Origin of the sequence: Methylobacillus draconifructus, assembly GCF_045984355.1 — a bacterium.
GTDB lineage: Bacteria > Pseudomonadota > Gammaproteobacteria > Burkholderiales > Methylophilaceae > Methylobacillus > Methylobacillus flagellatus_A.
Genome location: NZ_JBJQII010000001.1, coordinates 220,435 through 239,014, shown reverse-complemented (window position 1 = coordinate 239,014; position 18,580 = coordinate 220,435). Strand labels below are relative to the sequence as shown.

Here is an 18,580-nt window from a genome sequence, read left to right as displayed (position 1 = left end):
CAATGTAAAGAAAACTGGAGTGTGCAATATCCATTCTGGCATTGTGTTGAATTGGTAATGTCTATCATTTATATTCCGTTTCCCAAATATTTTTCAGGGAAATGGAAGGGTAATCGTGCAAGACAACATATTAAAAACAAATGGATTGAGCCTTGATCGTGTTGCCGTGGCGGTCGGGCTGGTATTCGCGGGGTCGGCGGTCGCTGCAGAGGACGTGAGTACTTTGCCTGAAGTAAACGTGGCGGCGCCAAAAGAGAAAACAACCTCCTATAAGGCCGAGCGTACATCTTCTTCTAAATTTACGGCCCCTTTGCTGGATACGCCGAAATCCGTGACGGTGATTTCCGAAAGCGTGATCAAGGATACGGGATCGGTGTCTCTGGAAGAGGTGCTGCGTACGGTGCCAGGGATTACCCTGGGTACTGGTGAGGGCGGGGGGGCGGTCGGCGACAGGCCATTCATCCGTGGCTTTGATGCTCAAGCTTCTATTTACGTGGACGGTGTTCGCAGTATCGGGGCGCAATCGCGGGAAATCTTCGCGCTGGAATCGGTGGAAGTGATCAAGGGGCCTAGTGGCGCCTTTGATGGCCGCGGGTCGGCAGGGGGCAGCATCAACTTGGTCACCAAGCAGCCCAAGGCCGAGAATTTCATTGGAGGCAGTGTGGGCCTGGGTACGGATAAATACCGCCGCGTGACTGTGGACGGCAACTATGCGGTCAACGAAGACATTGCCGTGCGCCTGGCATTGCTGAGCCATACGGCAGACACCCCTGGACGGGACGACGTGGATGTCAAGAAATTCGGCATAGCGCCCTCCATTACGTTTGGCATGAATTCGCCTACTTCGTTGAATCTGAGCTATTACCACCTGAATACGGACGATACGCCGGATTACGGTATTCCCTACACGCTGGCCGGGCGCAGCGAGGCCAATCCAAGCAGGCCTGCAAGTGTCAGCAAGGACAATTTCTACGGATACGCCCACCGTGATTTCCGCAAGACGGAAATTGACTCTGGCACGGCTACCCTCAAGCATGCGTTCAGCGATGACGTGATCCTGAAGAATGTGACGCGCTATGATGTTTCAACCAACGACTATATCGTGACTGTGCCGGACGATTCCGCCGGGAACGTTGTCAATGGGCGCGTGTTCCGCTCTGCAAAAAGCCGCAATGCCACCACCAGGACCGTGGCCAACGTGACGGATTTGAGCGTTGCTTTCGATACGTGGAATGTGGGGCATAAGCTCAATACCGGTGTTGAATATAGTCATGAGGAAACCAAGAACCGCCCGTATAGCATAGTGAATAATGGCGCAGGAAGAGATTGCTCTACCGCTTTGGGGGCTACGACAAATTGTACGAGTCTATACGACCCCAACCCCAGCGATCCATACACCGGCACTGTGACTGATAGCCCGACACAGACGACGACGCGCGCCATTACGCGGGCCGCCTATGTGTTCGATAGCGTGAAGTTCAATGAGCAATGGCTTGCCAATGTAGGTGTTCGCTACGACGATTATTCTACCGATAGTTATCAGTTCAATAGGAATACAAACGCATTCGCCAATGAGCTGAAGAATGGCGCGCATTTCTGGAACTATCAGGCAGGGCTGGTATACAAGCCGCAGTCGAATATGAGTGTTTATGCTTCGTATGGCACATCGTCAACCCCGACAGGCCTGACGCTGGGCACGGGGAATGACAATATCAGCGCAGCCAATCAGAACCTTGAGCCCGAGCGCAGCCGCAGTGCCGAACTCGGCGTGAAATGGGATGTGCTGGAAGACCTTGCATTGACCGCTGCTGTTTTCCGCACGGAAAAAACCAACGCACGCGTCACTTTGTCCGATGGAACAACCGATACTGCGGGCGATATGAAGATCAAGGGTGTGGAGTTGGGCCTGGCAGGCAAGCTGACGTCCAACTGGCAGGCTTTTGCAGGATATACCTATCTTGACAGCGAAGTCGTGGACGGCGGCACAAATGCAACTGGCCTTGCAGCGAAGGGAAACGACTTTGCCAACACGCCGAAAAACAGCGCCAGCCTCTGGACAACTTACGCTATCCTGCCAAAATTGACAGTCGGTGGAGGGGCGTTCTATGTGGACAAGCAGTTCGGCAATGTGGCCAATACGGTTGAGATTCCGTCCTATACGCGGTTTGATTTCATGTCGCGCTACGACATAGACAAGAACCTGAGCTTGCAGTTGAATGTGCAGAACCTGACGGACAAGCGTTATTTCAACGCGGCTTATTCAACGCATTATGCTGTGGTTGCGCCGGGCCGTTTGGCTTTCCTGAGCCTGAACTTTAATTATTAACGTTTTGTAGTAGAGTTTAGCGTGCCAGCCCTATAGAGAGGTAAACTCTCTATAGGGTTTTTGCTTGTTGGTTTGATGGGTAAATAAAATGCTGATTGAAATTCCAGGAGTGTTGAGCAAGGAACAGGTGGCGCAGTGCCGGCAATTGATGGATGCCGCAGAATGGGTGGATGGCAATGTCACTTCAGGCAGCCAATCCGCTTTGGCCAAGAATAATATGCAGCTGCCGGAAGGTTCGCCTGTGGCGCGCCAAGTCGGGGATTTGATCCAGGATGCATTGGGCATGAGCCCTTTGTTCATCTCGGCAGCTTTGCCTCTGAAAGTGTTTCCGCCCCTGTTCAACCGATATGAGGGCGGGCAAGCGTTTGGCACGCATGTGGATAATGCGATCCGCCAATTGCGCGGCACCAATTTCCGCATCCGCAGCGACCTTTCCGCCACTTTATTTTTCTCTGAGCCTGAGGATTATGACGGTGGGGTGCTGACGATTGAAGATACGTTCGGCACCCAGGAGGTGAAGCTGCCAGCAGGACATATGGTGCTTTACCCTTCCAGCAGTTTGCATCACGTGACGCCTGTCACGCGCGGAGCCCGGGTTTCATCGTTTTTCTGGATGCAGAGCATGATCCGCGACGATGCGCAGCGTACTTTGCTGTTCCAGCTGGACAGCAGCATCCAGGCGATTGGGGCCGAGCGCGGCGGCAAGGACCCCGAGGTGATCCGCCTGACCGGCGTCTATCACAATCTATTGCGGATGTGGGCGGATAGCTAGGGCGGCTTAAGCCGAGCCGTTTATATGGCTGTGCTGCAGTCGCGTCGCTATCTGGCGCAGGAAGTTCATGGCGATTTGCGGCTCGCCTTGCAGCAGCGTTTCGATATTCTCTGCGTTGACGACGACGACCCCGGCTTCCTTGGAAATCACGATAGCGTCTGCAACCCTGGGGGTTTGGGTGAGGAAGGCCATTTCGCCAAAATAATCGCCGCTGTCGAGTTCGCGCAGCAATTTCTCTCCCAGCATGAGCTTGATCTGGCCTGAGACAAGGTAATAAAGGTCATGGCAGTTATCATTGACTCTAAAAATATAGTCGCCGCGCTGGAATGTCTTGCCATAACGCTCCATCAATTCGTCCAAGTAAGCTGTCTTGTCCTCCGGCATCTGATCGAACAGCCCTCGCAGCAATAGCACATCTTTTTTGCGCAGCGTGGAGATCAGCGTGGTGCCGAGCATGAATACCACAAAAGTGTAGTAAAGCCAGGCAATCGAGATGAAGAGGTTCTTCATGCCGCCAAATACTGCGCCATAAGCAGGGTTCACAGACAAGAACAAGCTGAAGGCCGGACGCATGGCAAGCCACAGCAGGGCGGTCACAACGGCGCCGATCATGATATGAGATAGACGCAGCCGTACTGGGAAATAAACGCGGTAGAAGATCGCGGTCAATAATGTGGTGAGTGCGATGGAGGTGGCCGAGTTGATGTATTTGGAGTAGGCGGTATGCGGTTCCAGGATGTTGATCACTTTTTCTATCCCCAGCCCCAGGATGGTAAACAGGAAGAACATCAACAATATGCCAAGCACGCCCAGGATATCCTTGATCTGGCGCCGCAGGAACGAAGGCTTTTCCTGGATGCTGGCGATGGTGTAGAAGGCCGAGCGCAAGGCGCCTGCCAATGGCACGGCCAGCCAGAACATGGCGATGAAACCGAAAACGCCCCAGGCGGCCTTATGCTGTGAGGCGTTATAGACTTCCACCATGATGCGGTTGCTGAGGTTGGGCACCAGGTTGCTGACGATGATCGCCAGTTTGACGGTGGCATAGTTGGACGACACCACCAAATGGCTCAACAGGAAAAACATGAGCACGATTAGCGGAATCAAGGCAAACATGGCGTAAAACGACAGCGACGCAGAAATGCCAAACCCGTTGTGAACCTGGAAGCTGATCAGCGTTTCACGCAACACGAAGAACGGCGTGCTGTAACGCTGGCGTGCGTAAGCGCGGCGCGACTTATGCAATGCCGGATGGCTGCCCAGGTGTTTGACCTTGGAAATGTTGAGTGCCAAAAAACCGCTCCTGTTGCCCTGCTTAGTGTAGAGCTTGCTTGAATTTCTCTGTGGCGGCAATCAGGGCGCTCCTGGTGCCGGCTTCCATGCCTGAGTGGCCCGCGTCGGGAATCATGTGAAGTTCCGCATGCGGCATGGCGTTGTGGAGCTCGTGCGCGGTCAATGGCGGGCATACCATGTCGTAGCGACCTTGCACGATGACGGTCGGGATCTGTTGCAGCTTTGCGGCGGCCTCTGCCAATAAATTACGTTCTCCCACAAAGCACTGGTTCTTGATGTAGTGGATTTGCACCCGGGCGCGCGCCAGCTCGATTTTGCCGTTGATGCCTTGCTCACTAGTGGTGGCGCTCGGCAATAAGGTCATGATGCTGGCTTCGAAAGCGTTCCAATGAATGGCGGCTGGCTCACTGATGGATGGCTCATCTGAAAACACGCGCTTCGCGAATGCGCTCAAGGGATCATGCTGCTCAGCTGCTGGCAAGTAGGATAGCAATTGCTGCCAGGCTTCCGGGAAGAAGTGCTGTACGTCGTGCAGGAACCAATCCAATTCGCTTGGGCGACTGAGGAAAATGCCGCGGAGAATGAGCCCGGCGACATGTTGCGGATATGCCAAGGCGTAGTTCAGCGCCAGGGTGCTGCCCCATGAGCCGCCGAATACCAGCCAGCGGTCAATGGCCAGGTGCCGGCGCAGCGCGTCCAGGTCGGCCACTAGGTGGTCGATCGTATTCTCCTCAACTTCTCCTTGCGGGGTGCTGCGCCCGCAACCGCGTTGATCCAACAGGATGATGCGGTAATGGGCCGGGTCGAAATAACGGCGCTGTCCTGGGTTGCACCCGCTGCCGGGGCCGCCGTGCAGGAACACCACGGGCTGGCCGGCTGGATTCCCCGATTGCTCGTAATAAATGGAATGCAGGCCTGAGACGGCCAGCATGCCTTGCTGATAAGGTTGAATGTCCGGGAAAAGCGCGTGAGTCATGAATGGAGGTCTCGTCTGTGAAGGAGATTATTTTTCTATATATGGGAAATTGTCTCACCAAGTTTAGGAATTATTTAATTGTAAGTAAAATGTAAATGAAGTATTGCAAAACATTTTTTCCTGCACTAAGATGCAGTCTACTCGCTTTAAAGTGAGTAAAAGGCAAAGTCTCAAAGATGCTGCAACAACCCGTAATTATAAATGGGAGGTGGTATATGTGGGGCTGGGTCTTGTTAAACCCTTAGTAGTATCACTATGGAGATTTATAAAAATGGAGATGAGCAAAATCAAGCTGGCGCTTGGTGTGGCATTTGGCATGGCTATGGCTTTGCCTATGGTTGCATCTGCAGCTGCTGACCAAGAAGCCGCAATGAAGGATCCTAACAACTGGGCACATCCACGCGGTCAACATAATAATCAGGGTTACAGCACCCTGAACCAAATCAACAAGAGCAACGTCAAGAACGTTAAGGCAGCTTGGCAATTCGCAACCGGTGTAAACCGTGGTCACGAAGGCTCTCCTGTTGTTGTAGGCAACATGATGTATGTGCATACAGCATTCCCTAACAACGTTTACGCACTTGATCTGAACGACAATCAAAAGATTGTCTGGGCTTACTTCCCTAAGCAAGATCCTTCCGTGCAAGCTGTTCTCTGCTGCGATAACGTAAGCCGCGGTCTGGGTTACGGCGACGGCAAGATCTTCCTGCAACAGAACGACGGCGTGTTGGTTGCTCTGGATGCGAAGACTGGTGCAAAGGTTTGGGACGTTAAGGTAAACGATCCTAAGGTTGGCGCTACCAACACCAACGCTCCTCACGTCATCAAGGACAAGGTCCTGACTGGTTGTTCCGGTGCTGAGTTCGGTGTTCGCTGCTTCCTGGCTGCTTACAGCCTGAAGGATGGCGCGCTGGTATGGAAGGCATACAGCACCGGTCCTGACAGCGAAGTGCTGATCGGCAAGGATTTCAACAAGGACAATCCTCACTACAGCTCACTGTCCGTATATGAAGACGTAAACGGCGGTAACAAGGAAGGCGGCTCTTTCAAGGCTCTGCCTAAGGAAAAGCTGAAATTCCCTGAAAAGGACCTGGGTGTTAAGACCTGGCTGAAACCGCAAGCTGTTAAGGATGGTTGGCAGCACGGTGGTGGTTCCACATGGGGCTGGTGGCCATATGACCACAGAACCAACCTGGTTTACTACGGTACTGGTAACCCATCCGTTTGGAACCCAGACGTACGTCCTGGTGACAACAAGTGGTCCATGACTATTTTCGCTCGCGATGTAGATACTGGTATCGCTAAGTGGGGTTATCAAATGACTCCTCACGATGAGTGGGATTATGACGGCATCAATGAAGTGATCCTGTTCGACAAGGGCGGCAAGACTTACGCTTGGCACCATGACCGCAACGGTTTCGCTTATACCTTTGATGCACATACCGGCAGCATCATTGCAGCTGAAAAAGTACACCCATTCGTTAACTGGGCTACTGGTGTTGATCTGAAGAGCGGTGTTCCTCAGAAGGATGGTAAGTACTCTACTCACCAAGACTACAACGCTAAGGGTATCTGCCCTGCTGCGCTGGGTACCAAGGATCAGCAGCCTGCTGCTTACTCCCCACGTACTGGCCTGGTCTACTCTCCACTGAACCACGTTTGTATGACATACGAGCCAGTTGAGTCCAAGTACATCGCCGGTCAACCATGGGTTGGTGCTACTTTGACCATGTTTGCTGGTCCTGACGGCGTAATGGGCGGCTTTGCTGCTTATGACCCAATGACCAACAAGAGCAAGTGGTACAACAAGGAGAAGTTCTCTGCTTGGGGTGGCGCACTGACAACTGCTTCCGACCTGGTGTTCTACGGCACTCTGGACCGTTGGTTCAAGGCTGTTGACGCACAATCCGGTAAGGAACTCTGGAAGTTCCAAGTTGGTTCCGGTGTGATCGGTAACGCTTTCACATACACCCACAAGGGTAAGCAATACGTTGGCGTACTGTCCGGTATCGGCGGTTGGGCTGGCGTTGCGATGAACCTTGGCCTTGACAACGACACCGATGCGCTGGGCGCTGCTGGTGGCTACAAAGAACTGACCAAGTACAACGCTGCTCCTGGCGGCGGTGCACTGAACGTGTTCAGCCTGTAATCGTCTGATTAATGCAGAAGATTCAAAGCTGACATTAGGTTAGTTGCTCCCAAGCACCCTGTCTTAGGACGGGGTGCTTTTTATCTTTGATAGGCAATTAGTTAGCAGGCTTATCAACGCAGAAGGAAGTAAGTAATGTTAAAAACGCTGAAGAAGGTTTCATTAGTACTCGTGTTGTCCGGCGTGAGCCAGGTTGCGATGGCAGGCGGTGCTGGCAATGCATTGGAAGTCGACACCGAGGTGGGGCGCGGAGGCCTCCCGGTACGTGAAGACAATCCAAATGAATTGAAGGTCTGCGCGGACTATGACAACTTACCCTACTCAAACGGCAAGCAGGAAGGCTTTGAGAACAAAATTGCCGAATTGATTGCCAAGGATCTTGGCAAGACCCTGACCTACCAATTCTGGTATGACCGTATGGGGTTCATCCGTAATACATTGAATGCACGTCGGTGTGATGTGATTATCGGCACGGTCGCCGGTAATGACATGATGGCGACATCCAAGCCTTATTACCGTTCAGGCTACGTATTCGTTTACCGCAAGGATAGCGGGTATGACATCAAGGACTGGGATTCCCCGGACCTGCATAAAGGCATTATCGGCGTGGTAGGGCAGACGCCGCCCTCCCGGCCGCTTAACGACAAGGGCTTGCTCGGCAACTCCCGTCCATACCGTATCCAGCGCGACCTCAATTTGCCGCCCAGTTTTGTGATTGACGACCTGGTCAAGGGTGAAATTGATGTCGCTATCCTTTGGGGCCCCATCGCCGGCTATTACGCCAAAAAGGCCCCTATTCCCTTGGTTGTGGTTCCTGCCCCGGAATATGAACAAGAGAATATCCATGGCAAGGAATATTGGAATATTTCGCTAGGCGTGCGTAAGCGCGACAAGGAGCGCCTGGCGATGCTGCAGGAAGTGCTGGACCGCCGTCATGACGACATCATCAAGATCCTTGATGAGTACGGCATTCCTCACGTGCCAGTGGTCGAGGGCGACGACATCGAGAAAAAATCTAAAAACAAGGGTGATGTAATTCCCAAATTTGAATAGTATTTTTCATGAACTGGGTCAACTATTCATAGTCTGACACGTTAATTGAAGTGCAGACTCGTTAGTTCTTAATAAGTAGTCGAAGTTTAATGTTCAAAAAGCAAGGAGAAAGTATGTTGAATCATGGAGTGATCAAAGCAACCTTGGCAGCCTCTGTGCTGGCGCTGGCAGGATTGGCGATGCCAATGCAGGCGAGTGCTGCCTGCAACCTGGTGTCCACCAAGGACAATAGCCCTCTGAATATCAAGGTGGCTGATGATGATACCCCAGAAGCCAAGCAGTTCCTGGAAACTTGTGTCAATCCGTACACTAAGGTTTATGCAGCCGATCCAGAGAAGGCCAAGCAAGGTAAGAAGAAGTTCGGTCTTTATTCCTGCACGACTTGCCATGGTCCAAATGGCGACGGCCAGGTAGCAGTTTCGATTACCGACGACCGTTGGCAATACTCCAAGCATATTACCGACAAGGGTTTGTTTGAAACCATTGCAGGTGGTACCAATGGTGGTATGGCAACTTGGCACAAGCAAGTATCTGGCAACCCAGACCTGGTTTCAACTGACGAAATCTTGAAGATCGTCGCTTTCCTGCGCAGCCAATACAAGGGCGGCGGCGACAAGCCATGGTTGAACGAAAAGCCACAATAATGAAGTAGTATGGGGTGGCGCGGGTGCGATCCAGCACTCGCTGATCCTCCTCTATAAAGAAAAGACGGTCGTTGTTTATTCAATGGCCGTTTTTTTATGCGCGAAGCCCGGCCTTTAGAGGTAAAATCAAAGCATTCCTTTTTGTGCAAGCCAGCTACCATGGTCATTGAGGGGTGGTTGTGATATAGCAACGCTATGCTTGCCGTGAGATGTACGGATTTATATTGATTAGTCCTGGAAAGTGAAGTTATGCAATTGGAAACGCAAACAAATTCAGATTTGCACCGTGTCGTGATCGTCGGTGGTGGGGCAGGTGGACTGGAGCTAGCTACGCGCCTGGGCAGAAGTCTGGGACGCAAGAAAAAAGCGCATATCACCCTGATCGATTGCACCCGCACCCATGTCTGGAAGCCATTGCTGCATGAAATCGCCGCAGGCAGCATGAATCCGGACAAGCATGAGCTTGAGTACATTGCCCAGGCGCACTGGCATCACTTTCACTTCCGGCTTGGGCGCATGGACGGCTTGGATCGAACCAAGAAAGAGGTATATGTCGCCCCTTATTTTGATGAAGGTGTGGAAGTCATCCCCCGGCGTACTTTCAAGTACGATACCTTAATCATTGCGGTTGGCAGTACGACCAATGACTTCGGTATTTCCGGCGCACGTGAGCATTCTATTGCGCTGGATACGCAAAACCAGGCTGAACGTTTCCATAAGCAATTAACCAATGCTTTGATTCGTGCACAAACCCAGGCCGAACCAGTACAGGCTGGGCAACTGGAAGTGGTTATTGTCGGGGCTGGCGCCACAGGGGTCGAGCTTGCTGCGGAACTGCACAATACCACCCGTGAAGTGGCTGCATTTGGCCTGGATAGGATTGACCCCGATCGCGATATCAAGATTTCCATTATTGAAGCGAGCGACCGCGTATTGCCGGCGCTGCCGCCCAAGCTGTCAATGGCGGTGGACGTTGAGCTGCGCAAGCTGCGTGTGCACGTTTACGCAGGGGAGCGGGTTACCGAAGTGACGGATAAAGGGGTATATACCCATAGCGGCCGTTTCATTCCTTCAGCGCTGGTAGTGTGGGCGGCAGGCATTAAGGCGCCCGACTTCCTCCGTGAACTGGATGGCCTCGAAGTGAACCGCATCAATCAACTGGTGGTCAAGCGCACGCTGCAAACCACGCTGGATGAGAATGTCTTTGCTTTCGGCGATTGCGCGGCTTGCCCATGGCCCGGACATGACGAGAACGTGCCCCCGCGGGCCCAGTCTGCTCACCAGCAGGCCTCCATGCTGGTGAAGACAGTGAAAGCCCGTGTGGCAGGCAAAGACAACCTGCCTGAGTACACCTACCGGGATTACGGTTCATTGGTCAATCTTGGGCGCTACTCTACAGTAGGCAGCCTGATGGGTGCGATTGCGGGCGGCAGCATGTATATCGAAGGTTTGTTTGCACGCCTGATGTATCAGTCTTTATATCAAATGCACTTAATGGCGCTGCATGGGTTCTTCGCCGTGGTGCTCCAGATACTGGCGCGCCTGATTACGCGCAGGACAGAGGCCCGGGTTAAGCTGCATTAATGCCTCTCTAGCGATATCTAATCAATAAAAAGCCCGGATACTTGTCCGGGCTTTTTATTGATTGAGGCGACATGGTTGCGGGAGGGCTATTCCGATTTGTGCTGCACCGCGTTCTGCGCTTGAAATAGCTTGTATATTCCACCCATGCTCAGGCTGACAAATAGGCCAAAGACCACAATAATGAAATTGATGTGGATGTCTGCCTTGATCATCAAGGTATAAAGGCTGATCAAGGCGGCAATGCCGAGGTTTTCATTGAAGTTCTGCACCGCAATGGAATGGCCTGCACCGATTAATAAATGGCCGCGATGCTGCAGCAATGCATTCAATGGCACGACGAGGTAGCCGCTCAAGGCGCCGATCATGAGCAGCAGGATGCAGGCAACGATCCAGTTGCTTACAAATGCCATCCCAATGACCAGCAGCCCTACCGCAATACCCACGGGGAGCACGCGGGCTGAATGTTCAAGCTTGATCATGCGTGCAGCAGCGATGGAGCCAAATGCAATGCCGATAGCGACGACCACCATGAGATAGGTGGATTGCTCCTGGGTGAAATTCAAGGCAAAGCCGGCCCAAGCCAGGACGACGAAACGCAACGTGGCTGCGACCCCCCAGAACAAGGTGGTGACCGCCAAGGAGACCTGGCCTTGCGCATCCTTCCATAACGTCTTGGTCGCGTGCCAGAAATCCTTGATGAGAAAGGTAGGCGTTTTCTTGGGGGGCTTGTGGTCCACCGGCACCTTGGGGATGTAGATATTGAAGATGGCTGCCGAGAGATAAAGCACCGTGATCACGATCATGGCAACCTGGATATTGATACTGGGCAGGATGGCGCCGACCACGGTTCCCAACACAATGGCCATGACGGTGGAACCCTCCATCCAGCCATTGGCTTTCACCAGCATGGATGGCGGCAGGTATTCCGTCAGAATGCCGTACTTGGCGGGCGAGTAGGCGGCTGCCCCTATGCCGACTATGCCATAGGCGTACAAGGGCGGCATGCCAAGCACCATGGCCATGCTGCCGATAAACTTGATGGCATTGGAGACGAACATCACCCGGCCCTTGGGAAAAGCGTCGGCAAACGCGCCGACGAAAGGGGCGAGGATGATGTAGGAGATGACAAAGAACCATTGCAGCAATGGGTCGTGCCAGCTAGGGGCCTCCATGTCTCTCAGGAGCGCAATTGCGGTGAACAGCAATGCATTGTCAGCCAGCGCGGATAAGAACTGCGCCAGCAGTATGATATAAAAACCCCAGTTCATCGCTGCTTTATTACACCCTGATAAGAAGGTGCATTTATCCTGTCATTGTGACTGGCTATGCCAGATTGAGTCATAGTAGTGGCCGATTATTACAATATATCTGCTGCAAAATCTGCCAACCTGGATCGCTCGCCGCGAACCAGGGTAACGTGCCCGTTATGCTCCCAGCCCTTGAAGCGATCGACTACGTAGGTCAGGCCGGAGCTGCCTTCAGTGAGATAAGGCGTGTCAATTTGCGCAATATTACCTAAACAAACGACTTTAGTCCCGGGTCCTGCACGCGTAATGAGGGTTTTCATCTGTTTTGGAGTCAGATTCTGGGCTTCATCGATGATCAGGAACTTATGTAGGAAAGTGCGTCCTCGCATGAAGTTCAATGATTTTACCTTGATGCGGGTGCGGATCAGGTCCTGGGTGGCCGCGCGGCCCCATTCCCCCGCATCCTCGTCGGACTTGTTGAGTACGTCGAGATTGTCTTCCAACGCCCCCATCCACGGGGCCATTTTTTCCTCTTCCGTGCCGGGCAGGAAACCGATGTCCTCGCCGACGGGAACGGTGACGCGGGTCATGATGATTTCGCTGTAAATTTTTTTGTCCAGTGTCTGGGTTAGCGCAGAGGCCAGCGTCAGCAGGGTTTTGCCAGTGCCGGCCTGGCCCAGCAGCGTGACGAAGTCCACTTCCGGGTCCATCAGCAGGTTGAGTGCGAAGTTCTGCTCGCGGTTGCGGGCCGTGATGCCCCAGATGTTGTGTTTGGACTGGGTATAGTCCTTGACCACTTCCAATACGGCAGTATTGCCTTCAATCGAACGTACGATCGCGTGAAAGGGCTTCTCGAATTCGTAATAGACGAATTCATTGATGAGAAAGCTCTTGCAGAGCGGCCCGGTGATGCGATAGAACATCCTGCCGGCATCCTGCCAGGATTCCATGGCCTTGCTGTGCTTGTCCCAGAAGTCTGCCGGAAGCTCCTTCATGCCGGTGTAGAGCAGGTCGGTGTCTTCCAGCACCTTGTCATTGAAATAATCTTCAGCAGCCACGCCAATCGCGCGTGCCTTGATGCGGATATTGATATCCTTGCTGACGAGCACCACTTCCCGGCTCGGCTGCGATGTCTGCAGGCTGAGCACTACGCTCAGTATCTGGTTGTCCGCCTTGCTGCCGGCCAGCATGGGCAGTTCCGTTGTCACTGCCTCGGTTTGCAGGAACAGCTTGCCGCTGACGTGCTTATTGCCATGAATGGAGAGCGGACAGCCTTTTTCCAGGTCCGCCAGGTTGGTTCCCACAATCTCTTCCAGGTTACGGCTTGCCTGGCGCGCATTGCGTGCAACCTCTGTCATCCCCTTCTTGTTGTTATCCAGCTCTTCCAGCGTGACCATGGGAAGGTAAATATCATGTTCCTCGAAGCGGAACAGGCTTGACGGGTCGTGCATGAGCACATTGGTGTCAAGTACAAACAGTTTGGTGCTTGCTGTGCGCTTTCTGATCATCTGGCGGCCTTTTAAAGGGATTGAATGAATTCGAGCACTTGCTGTGCGTGGCCGTCTACTTTCACTTTCCGCCATTCATGGATCAGGATGCCCTGTTCATCGATGACGAAAGTGCTGCGTTCTATGCCACGTACTTCTTTACCATAAAGTTTCTTCATCTTGATTACGTCGAACAACGTACAGGCTTTTTCTTCCGCATCTGATAGCAGTTCAAACGGAAAGTTGAACTTAGCCTTGAAGTTCTCGTGAGACTTGAGGCCGTCCCGCGAAATGCCGACGATTTCCGTATTGCTAGCCTGGAATGCCTCGTAGAGGTCGCGTAGGTCCTTGCCTTGGTTGGTACAGCCGGGGGTATTGTCCTTGGGATAGAAGTAAACGATCAGTTTTTTGCCGATATAGTCGGAAAGCTTGAAAATTTTTCCGCTGGTGGAAGGTAATTCAAAGTCGGGAATTGCTTGATTCAACATAGTGGACAGTAAGCTCTAGACGCTCTCATTGTTGATAAAAACTGAGGATATGGCAAGCAAGTTATGGGGTGATATTCATATTAGTTTCATTCAGATTGATAGTCGCGCGGCAAGATGATTTCAGTCGTTGTGCCGCCCTTGACCCTGTGGTTGAAGTGGATGTGCCCGGATAATGCTTCCATGACCTTGAATGCAAAAGGGATCCCGAGTCCGGTGCCAAAGCGCTTGGTTGTAGGGCCTGGGCTGGCCGCATGTGGATCCGGGGTAAACGGCATGCCCGGCCCCTGGTCGCTGATCGTAATATGCAGGCTATCCTCGGCGATATCGCAGTCAATGGCGATTTCGCTGGATTGAGGGGACGCTTCCACGGCATTCAGGAGAAGGTTGTAGAGTGCCTGCTCCAGCAGGTTCTCATCGGTGAGCATGCGGTCGTTCATGTCCTGCCAATCCGGCAGTCGTACCGATATCTGCTTCTCCTGGATTTTCTGCTGTAATGGGGCGAGTGCGCCTTGCAGTATCTGGCGCAGCGTGGTGGCGCTGGCATGCGGCTTCAGTGGGTGCAGGTAGGCTAACAATGCGCGGGTCCAGCGGTCCAGGCGGTCAACGGTACTGATGATGGCAGTGAGCGAGTCGCGGGTTTCCTGGTCGAGGTGGGTGTTGTCCGCCACTTGCGCCGTGGCACGGATGCTGGCCAATGGATTGCGGATGTTGTGAGCGAGCATGGGCACCAGCAGGCCAAGGGCGGCTTGTTTTTCCGAGCGTACCAAGGCTTCCTGACTGTGGGTCAATTCATGTGCCATGCTGTTGATGGCGGATGACAATGCAGCCAGCTCGGCAACCCCCTCTTCAGGTGCCTTGTGATCGAGGTTGCCTGCGCTGATCTCGCTGGTGGCGTGCAACACGTTGCGGATGGGGCGCACAATCGCCCGTTTGAGGAAAATATGGGAGAACAGCAGTAGCAACAACGCCAGCCCGATCGGGATGATCAACAGGGTGAATGCCGTGTGCTTGACATCCTCCAGCCGGGCAGAGAGCTCGCTATGCTTCAAAAGCAGCAAGCGTTCTGCCCGGGCGGAAATAATTTCGTAATGGTGGAAGATGCTGGATTCCAAATGGGTGTTTAGCACCTTCTCCAGCTCAGCATTGTTGTAGTCTTCCACCAGGGCGAAGATATGTTGGGTTTCTTGGATCAAATCTTGATAACTGGCATTCAATTCCATGATGGCCGATTTTTCCTGGCTATCGGCGGTGAGCTTCAGTAATTTGCGGAAATGCGTGTCAATCGAAAGGGTGTAGACGTTATATTCCTCTTGCGCTTGCGGATCCTTCAAGAAGTGCAGGTCAAACAACTCCTTCATCTGCCTGTATAAGTCGCCGCGTGTTTGCTGGATTTCCTGCACCATGAGATGGATGCGTTGCGACTCCTGCGAGGACTGGTCCCAGATGCGCATGCCGATTACGCCGGCCGTTCCCGCGAGGATGACCAGCAGGAAAAACGTCAATTCATGGATCAGCAAGACATCCCGGAGCGATTTTGCCTGCGGCTGGTTGCTCATGACGCTTCCAGTGTGAAGGGAACGGGAACCAGAATGACCAGGTGCTTGCTGTTGCGCAATATTTCGGGCGGTTGCGGCAATGGGGACGCTTTCTTCACCATGGTGATGGCTTGTTCATCCAATACGTTATGGCCGCTGGATTTCTTCACTTGCGTCGAAAGCACGTGGCCGGTCTCGTCGCAATGCACCTCCAGCAGTACTTCGCCTTCCCATCCCCGCATTTGGGCAATCCGCGGATATTGCTTGTACTTGGCGATAGCGCGTGAAAGCAGGCTGCCGTACAAGCTGCGTGCGGCATCTATATCCTGCTGGCTTGGCCCGGCCGGTTGCGGCGGCGGGGCGGGTTCTGGCGCAGGAGGCGCTACGGGAGCGACCGGGGCCGGCGTCGGGGTTTCCCTGGGCGGAGCTGTCATGACATCGGGAACGGCGGCTGGCAGGGGAGTTTCCACGGCTTCATGCTGGGAAGGCTTATCCGCCATGCTGGGCGGTTCCGGCGGCTTGGGCGCAGGTTTTGGCGGCGGGGGCACAGGTTTTGGCGTTGGCTTGGGAACAATGGGTACAGGTTCGGGCTCCGGCTGTTTGACTGGCTCCGCTGGCGCAATGGTTTCAGGCTCCGGCAACGCAGCGGATTGGGCAGGGTTGGGTTGCGGTGTCAGCTCAACCTGCAGGGGCGGCGGCACGGGCGTTTCTGGAGAGGTAAAATCCAGGACAGGCAGTTGCATCAACAGCATGACATGAAGCGCCAACGACGCCAGAACGGCCCAGCCGATGCTGTGCTGGCCGGCTGGTGTGGGGATTGAATGGGCGATCGCAACCAAGGTGTAAGGTGAATTACTGTACGTTGTCAAAGAAAGGCATCGCTGATTATAGACTGACCATGGCTGTCTTTTTGGAATTATTCCCATTCAAGCACGGGATAAATCAGATTGACGTTGCGCCGGTTGACCGCATTGAATAATTGCCAGCGAGCAGCTTCGCTGCTCGCAGCGCTATCCATCGCCTGTTCCATGCTGCGGCCTTGCTTGATGGCTTCGCGTACGTCATGCAGCAAGAGCTTGAGGTAGCGGGACTGGTTGTCCAAGGCGCCCTGAAAATCCTGCGTGACTGGGCCGTGCCCGGGGACTGCATGATGGATGCCTTGGAGTTGCTGTAGCTTTGCAATCGCTGACAGCCACCCCTTGATATCGCCGTCAATGGAAGGGGCGCGCTCGATGAAAAGCAGGTCGCCTGTCCATAAGGTGCCGGTTTGTTCATCCAGTACCGTAAGGTCGGTATTGGTATGGGCATTGGGGTATGCCGTCAACAGCAGCCTTCTCTCGCCAATATCCAGTTCCTGGGTGGATTCCACCAATTGGGTCGGTTGGACGATTTCGCTGCCCGAGAACTGTGCTCCAAGAAGCTTATGGCCTTGGCGCAAATAGGCATCGCTGCGCAAGGCCATGGCATTGGCGAGTTTGGCATGGCCGATAAAGACTGGATATTCCTGCTTGAAGGCTGCATTGCCAAAAATATGATCGGGATGGATATGGGTGTTGATCACATACAAAATGGGCAAGTTAGTGACCTTGCGAATTGAGGCGAGCAGGGCTTCCCCTACTCGCTTGCTGCCGCCAGTGTCAATGACGGCTACCCCTTTTGTGCCGATGACGAAGCCGATATTGCTGATATCCCCTTGGTATCCTTCATCCAGGTCAAGGTGGGCGCCTTGGTGCATATAGACCCCCAAGGCTACTTGCTGCATGGGCAGTGCCGCCGGCGCGCTGTCGGCAGGGAGCATCCAGAGGGCGCTGGCGATGCATAACAGGAGCGTAAAATAATGGATGAGTCGGCGAGCCATAATGAGGAAACTGCAAAATTGCATGTTAAATGGGTATATACAATTCTGTAAACACCCTAATTGAACTTGAGAAGTATCGCGGCGTCTGAAACAATGCGTGTAAACGACAAAAACAATATTTTAAATACTATTGGAGAATGTATTATGCAATGCAAATTTGAGATAAAGCTCATGACGGCTGCGGCTGCGCTGGCGTTCTCGAGCTCCTTGCTCGCGGCGCCTTTTGCCTATTCCACCAATGAGAAATCGGGGACGATTTCAGTGATCGATACCCAGACCGACAAGGTCGTGGATACCTTCGATGCGGGCAAGAAGCCCCGCGGTGCCGCCATCACCAAGGACGGCAAATACATTTTCGTGAGCGACCAGAAGCAAAACGCCCTGCTGGTCATTGATCTTAAGACCAAGAAAGTGACTGACAAGATCAAGCTCGAAGAGTCGCCGGAAGGCGTGGGCATCTCACACGACGGCAAATGGATTTCGGCAGCCAACGAAGAAGACAACAGCGTGGCCGTGATCGATACCAGCACCCATAAGGTAAGCTACATCGTGCAGATGCAGGGCAAAAACCCTGAACATGCCGAATTCAGCCCCGATGGCAAATGGATGTACGTCAGCGCTGAAGAAGCCAAGTATGTCGATATCGTCGATGTTGCGAAGCGTGCTTCCATCAAGTTAGTGGAAGTTGGCGAACGTCCGCGCGGTATCGGCTTCCTGCCGGACAGCTCGCGCGCTTATGTCGCCAATGAGGCGGCAGGCAACGTATCCGTTTTCGATACCAGCAAACACGAAGTCATTGCGACGATTCCAGTAGGTCAACGCTCCAATGGCGTCCAAGTGCTCCCTAACGGCAAGAAAGTGTATATCTCGAATGGCGGGGACGGCAGCCTGTCCGTGATCGATACCGCCACCAATAAAGTGACAGCTACCATCCCGGTCGGCAAGCGTCCATGGAACATGGCCCTGACCCCGGACGGCAAGAAGCTGTATGTCGCCAATGGTAAGTCCAACTCGGTGACGGTCGTCGACACCTCCACGGACAAGGCCCTGAAGGAAATCCCGGTTGGTGATACGCCATGGGGCGTGTTCGTCCATTAGCCATTGTTGATTGACCCTGGCCCCGGCATCTGCCACTACTTGGCAAGTGCCGGGGCTGTTTAGGTTGGAA

15 protein-coding genes are annotated in these 18,580 nt (G+C 53.4%); 7 read left to right on the top strand and 8 right to left on the bottom strand.

Features of this window, described 5'->3' with window-relative positions:
• Window positions 1-145 precede the first annotated feature (145 nt).
• Window positions 146-2,326 carry a TonB-dependent receptor gene (locus ACJSDX_RS01145; protein ID WP_407993123.1) on the top strand — a complete coding sequence of 727 codons (2,181 nt, stop codon included), beginning with the start codon at window positions 146-148 and terminating at the stop codon, window positions 2,324-2,326.
• A gap of 88 nt (window positions 2,327-2,414) precedes the next feature.
• Window positions 2,415-3,098, top strand: a complete 684-nt coding sequence (locus ACJSDX_RS01140; RefSeq protein ID WP_407993122.1) for a Fe2+-dependent dioxygenase — start codon at window positions 2,415-2,417, stop codon at window positions 3,096-3,098.
• 6 nt (window positions 3,099-3,104) lie between these two features.
• Here ACJSDX_RS01140 and ACJSDX_RS01135 read toward each other — a convergent pair whose 3' ends face one another.
• Entirely contained in the window at window positions 3,105-4,391 is a 1,287-nt protein-coding gene (locus ACJSDX_RS01135; RefSeq protein ID WP_407993121.1) for a YhjD/YihY/BrkB family envelope integrity protein, read from the bottom strand.
• Between the two features lie 22 nt (window positions 4,392-4,413).
• The gene (gene pip, locus ACJSDX_RS01130) at window positions 4,414-5,367 is read right to left on the bottom strand and encodes a prolyl aminopeptidase (protein WP_407993120.1); all 954 of its coding nucleotides are present in this window, start codon (window positions 5,365-5,367) and stop codon (window positions 4,414-4,416) included.
• Window positions 5,368-5,638: 271 nt separating this feature from the next.
• Between pip and ACJSDX_RS01125 the strand changes: the two genes are divergently transcribed.
• From ACJSDX_RS01125 to ACJSDX_RS01110, 4 genes are all read left to right on the top strand, one after another.
• A complete protein-coding gene (locus ACJSDX_RS01125; protein ID WP_309566436.1) occupies window positions 5,639-7,516 on the top strand; it encodes a methanol/ethanol family PQQ-dependent dehydrogenase in 1,878 nt (625 codons plus the stop codon).
• A 135-nt stretch (window positions 7,517-7,651) separates the two neighbouring features.
• Window positions 7,652-8,569, top strand: a complete 918-nt coding sequence (locus ACJSDX_RS01120; protein ID WP_309566190.1) for a substrate-binding domain-containing protein — start codon at window positions 7,652-7,654, stop codon at window positions 8,567-8,569.
• An 89-nt stretch (window positions 8,570-8,658) separates the two neighbouring features.
• On the top strand, window positions 8,659-9,213 hold the full coding sequence (locus tag ACJSDX_RS01115; protein WP_309566191.1) for a c-type cytochrome: 555 nt from the start codon (window positions 8,659-8,661) through the stop codon (window positions 9,211-9,213).
• A gap of 249 nt (window positions 9,214-9,462) precedes the next feature.
• A complete protein-coding gene (locus ACJSDX_RS01110; protein ID WP_309566192.1) occupies window positions 9,463-10,797 on the top strand; it encodes an NAD(P)/FAD-dependent oxidoreductase in 1,335 nt (444 codons plus the stop codon).
• An 86-nt stretch (window positions 10,798-10,883) separates the two neighbouring features.
• Here the strand turns inward: ACJSDX_RS01110 and lplT are convergent, their stop codons facing one another.
• The 6 genes from lplT to ACJSDX_RS01080 form a co-directional block, all read right to left on the bottom strand.
• Window positions 10,884-12,065 (bottom strand): lysophospholipid transporter LplT, encoded by a 1,182-nt coding sequence (gene lplT / locus ACJSDX_RS01105; RefSeq protein WP_407993119.1) that lies wholly within the window; start codon window positions 12,063-12,065, stop codon window positions 10,884-10,886.
• An 89-nt stretch (window positions 12,066-12,154) separates the two neighbouring features.
• Complete coding sequence (locus ACJSDX_RS01100; protein ID WP_407993118.1) at window positions 12,155-13,552, bottom strand: PhoH family protein; 1,398 nt, start codon at window positions 13,550-13,552, stop codon at window positions 12,155-12,157.
• Window positions 13,553-13,563: 11 nt separating this feature from the next.
• Window positions 13,564-14,019 carry a peroxiredoxin gene (locus tag ACJSDX_RS01095; protein WP_309566195.1) on the bottom strand — a complete coding sequence of 152 codons (456 nt, stop codon included), beginning with the start codon at window positions 14,017-14,019 and terminating at the stop codon, window positions 13,564-13,566.
• Between the two features lie 86 nt (window positions 14,020-14,105).
• The gene (locus tag ACJSDX_RS01090) at window positions 14,106-15,575 is read right to left on the bottom strand and encodes a sensor histidine kinase (protein ID WP_407993117.1); all 1,470 of its coding nucleotides are present in this window, start codon (window positions 15,573-15,575) and stop codon (window positions 14,106-14,108) included.
• Window positions 15,572-16,306, bottom strand: a complete 735-nt coding sequence (locus ACJSDX_RS01085) for an energy transducer TonB family protein (protein WP_407993116.1) — start codon at window positions 16,304-16,306, stop codon at window positions 15,572-15,574. Before ACJSDX_RS01085 ends, ACJSDX_RS01090 begins: the two co-directional genes overlap by 4 nt.
• Before the next feature lie 164 nt (window positions 16,307-16,470).
• Window positions 16,471-17,412, bottom strand: a complete 942-nt coding sequence (locus ACJSDX_RS01080) for a quinoprotein relay system zinc metallohydrolase 2 (protein ID WP_407993115.1) — start codon at window positions 17,410-17,412, stop codon at window positions 16,471-16,473.
• 144 nt (window positions 17,413-17,556) lie between these two features.
• Between ACJSDX_RS01080 and ACJSDX_RS01075 the strand changes: the two genes are divergently transcribed.
• Window positions 17,557-18,510 (top strand): beta-propeller fold lactonase family protein, encoded by a 954-nt coding sequence (locus tag ACJSDX_RS01075; protein WP_309566199.1) that lies wholly within the window; start codon window positions 17,557-17,559, stop codon window positions 18,508-18,510.
• Window positions 18,511-18,580 lie beyond the last annotated feature (70 nt).

Coding starts and splice junctions, on each gene's coding strand:
- ACJSDX_RS01140 (WP_407993122.1), top strand. CDS start 2,415: ATGCTGATTGAAATTCCAGGAGTGTTGAGCAAGGAACAGGTGGCGCAG.
- ACJSDX_RS01090 (WP_407993117.1), bottom strand. CDS start 15,575: ATGAGCAACCAGCCGCAGGCAAAATCGCTCCGGGATGTCTTGCTGATC.
- pip (WP_407993120.1), bottom strand. CDS start 5,367: ATGACTCACGCGCTTTTCCCGGACATTCAACCTTATCAGCAAGGCATG.
- ACJSDX_RS01120 (WP_309566190.1), top strand. CDS start 7,652: ATGTTAAAAACGCTGAAGAAGGTTTCATTAGTACTCGTGTTGTCCGGC.
- ACJSDX_RS01095 (WP_309566195.1), bottom strand. CDS start 14,019: ATGTTGAATCAAGCAATTCCCGACTTTGAATTACCTTCCACCAGCGGA.
- ACJSDX_RS01100 (WP_407993118.1), bottom strand. CDS start 13,552: ATGATCAGAAAGCGCACAGCAAGCACCAAACTGTTTGTACTTGACACC.
- ACJSDX_RS01085 (WP_407993116.1), bottom strand. CDS start 16,306: ATGCTGTTGATGCAACTGCCTGTCCTGGATTTTACCTCTCCAGAAACG.
- ACJSDX_RS01110 (WP_309566192.1), top strand. CDS start 9,463: ATGCAATTGGAAACGCAAACAAATTCAGATTTGCACCGTGTCGTGATC.
- ACJSDX_RS01115 (WP_309566191.1), top strand. CDS start 8,659: ATGTTCAAAAAGCAAGGAGAAAGTATGTTGAATCATGGAGTGATCAAA.
- lplT (WP_407993119.1), bottom strand. CDS start 12,065: ATGAACTGGGGTTTTTATATCATACTGCTGGCGCAGTTCTTATCCGCG.
- ACJSDX_RS01075 (WP_309566199.1), top strand. CDS start 17,557: ATGCAATGCAAATTTGAGATAAAGCTCATGACGGCTGCGGCTGCGCTG.
- ACJSDX_RS01080 (WP_407993115.1), bottom strand. CDS start 17,412: ATGGCTCGCCGACTCATCCATTATTTTACGCTCCTGTTATGCATCGCC.
- ACJSDX_RS01125 (WP_309566436.1), top strand. CDS start 5,639: ATGGAGATGAGCAAAATCAAGCTGGCGCTTGGTGTGGCATTTGGCATG.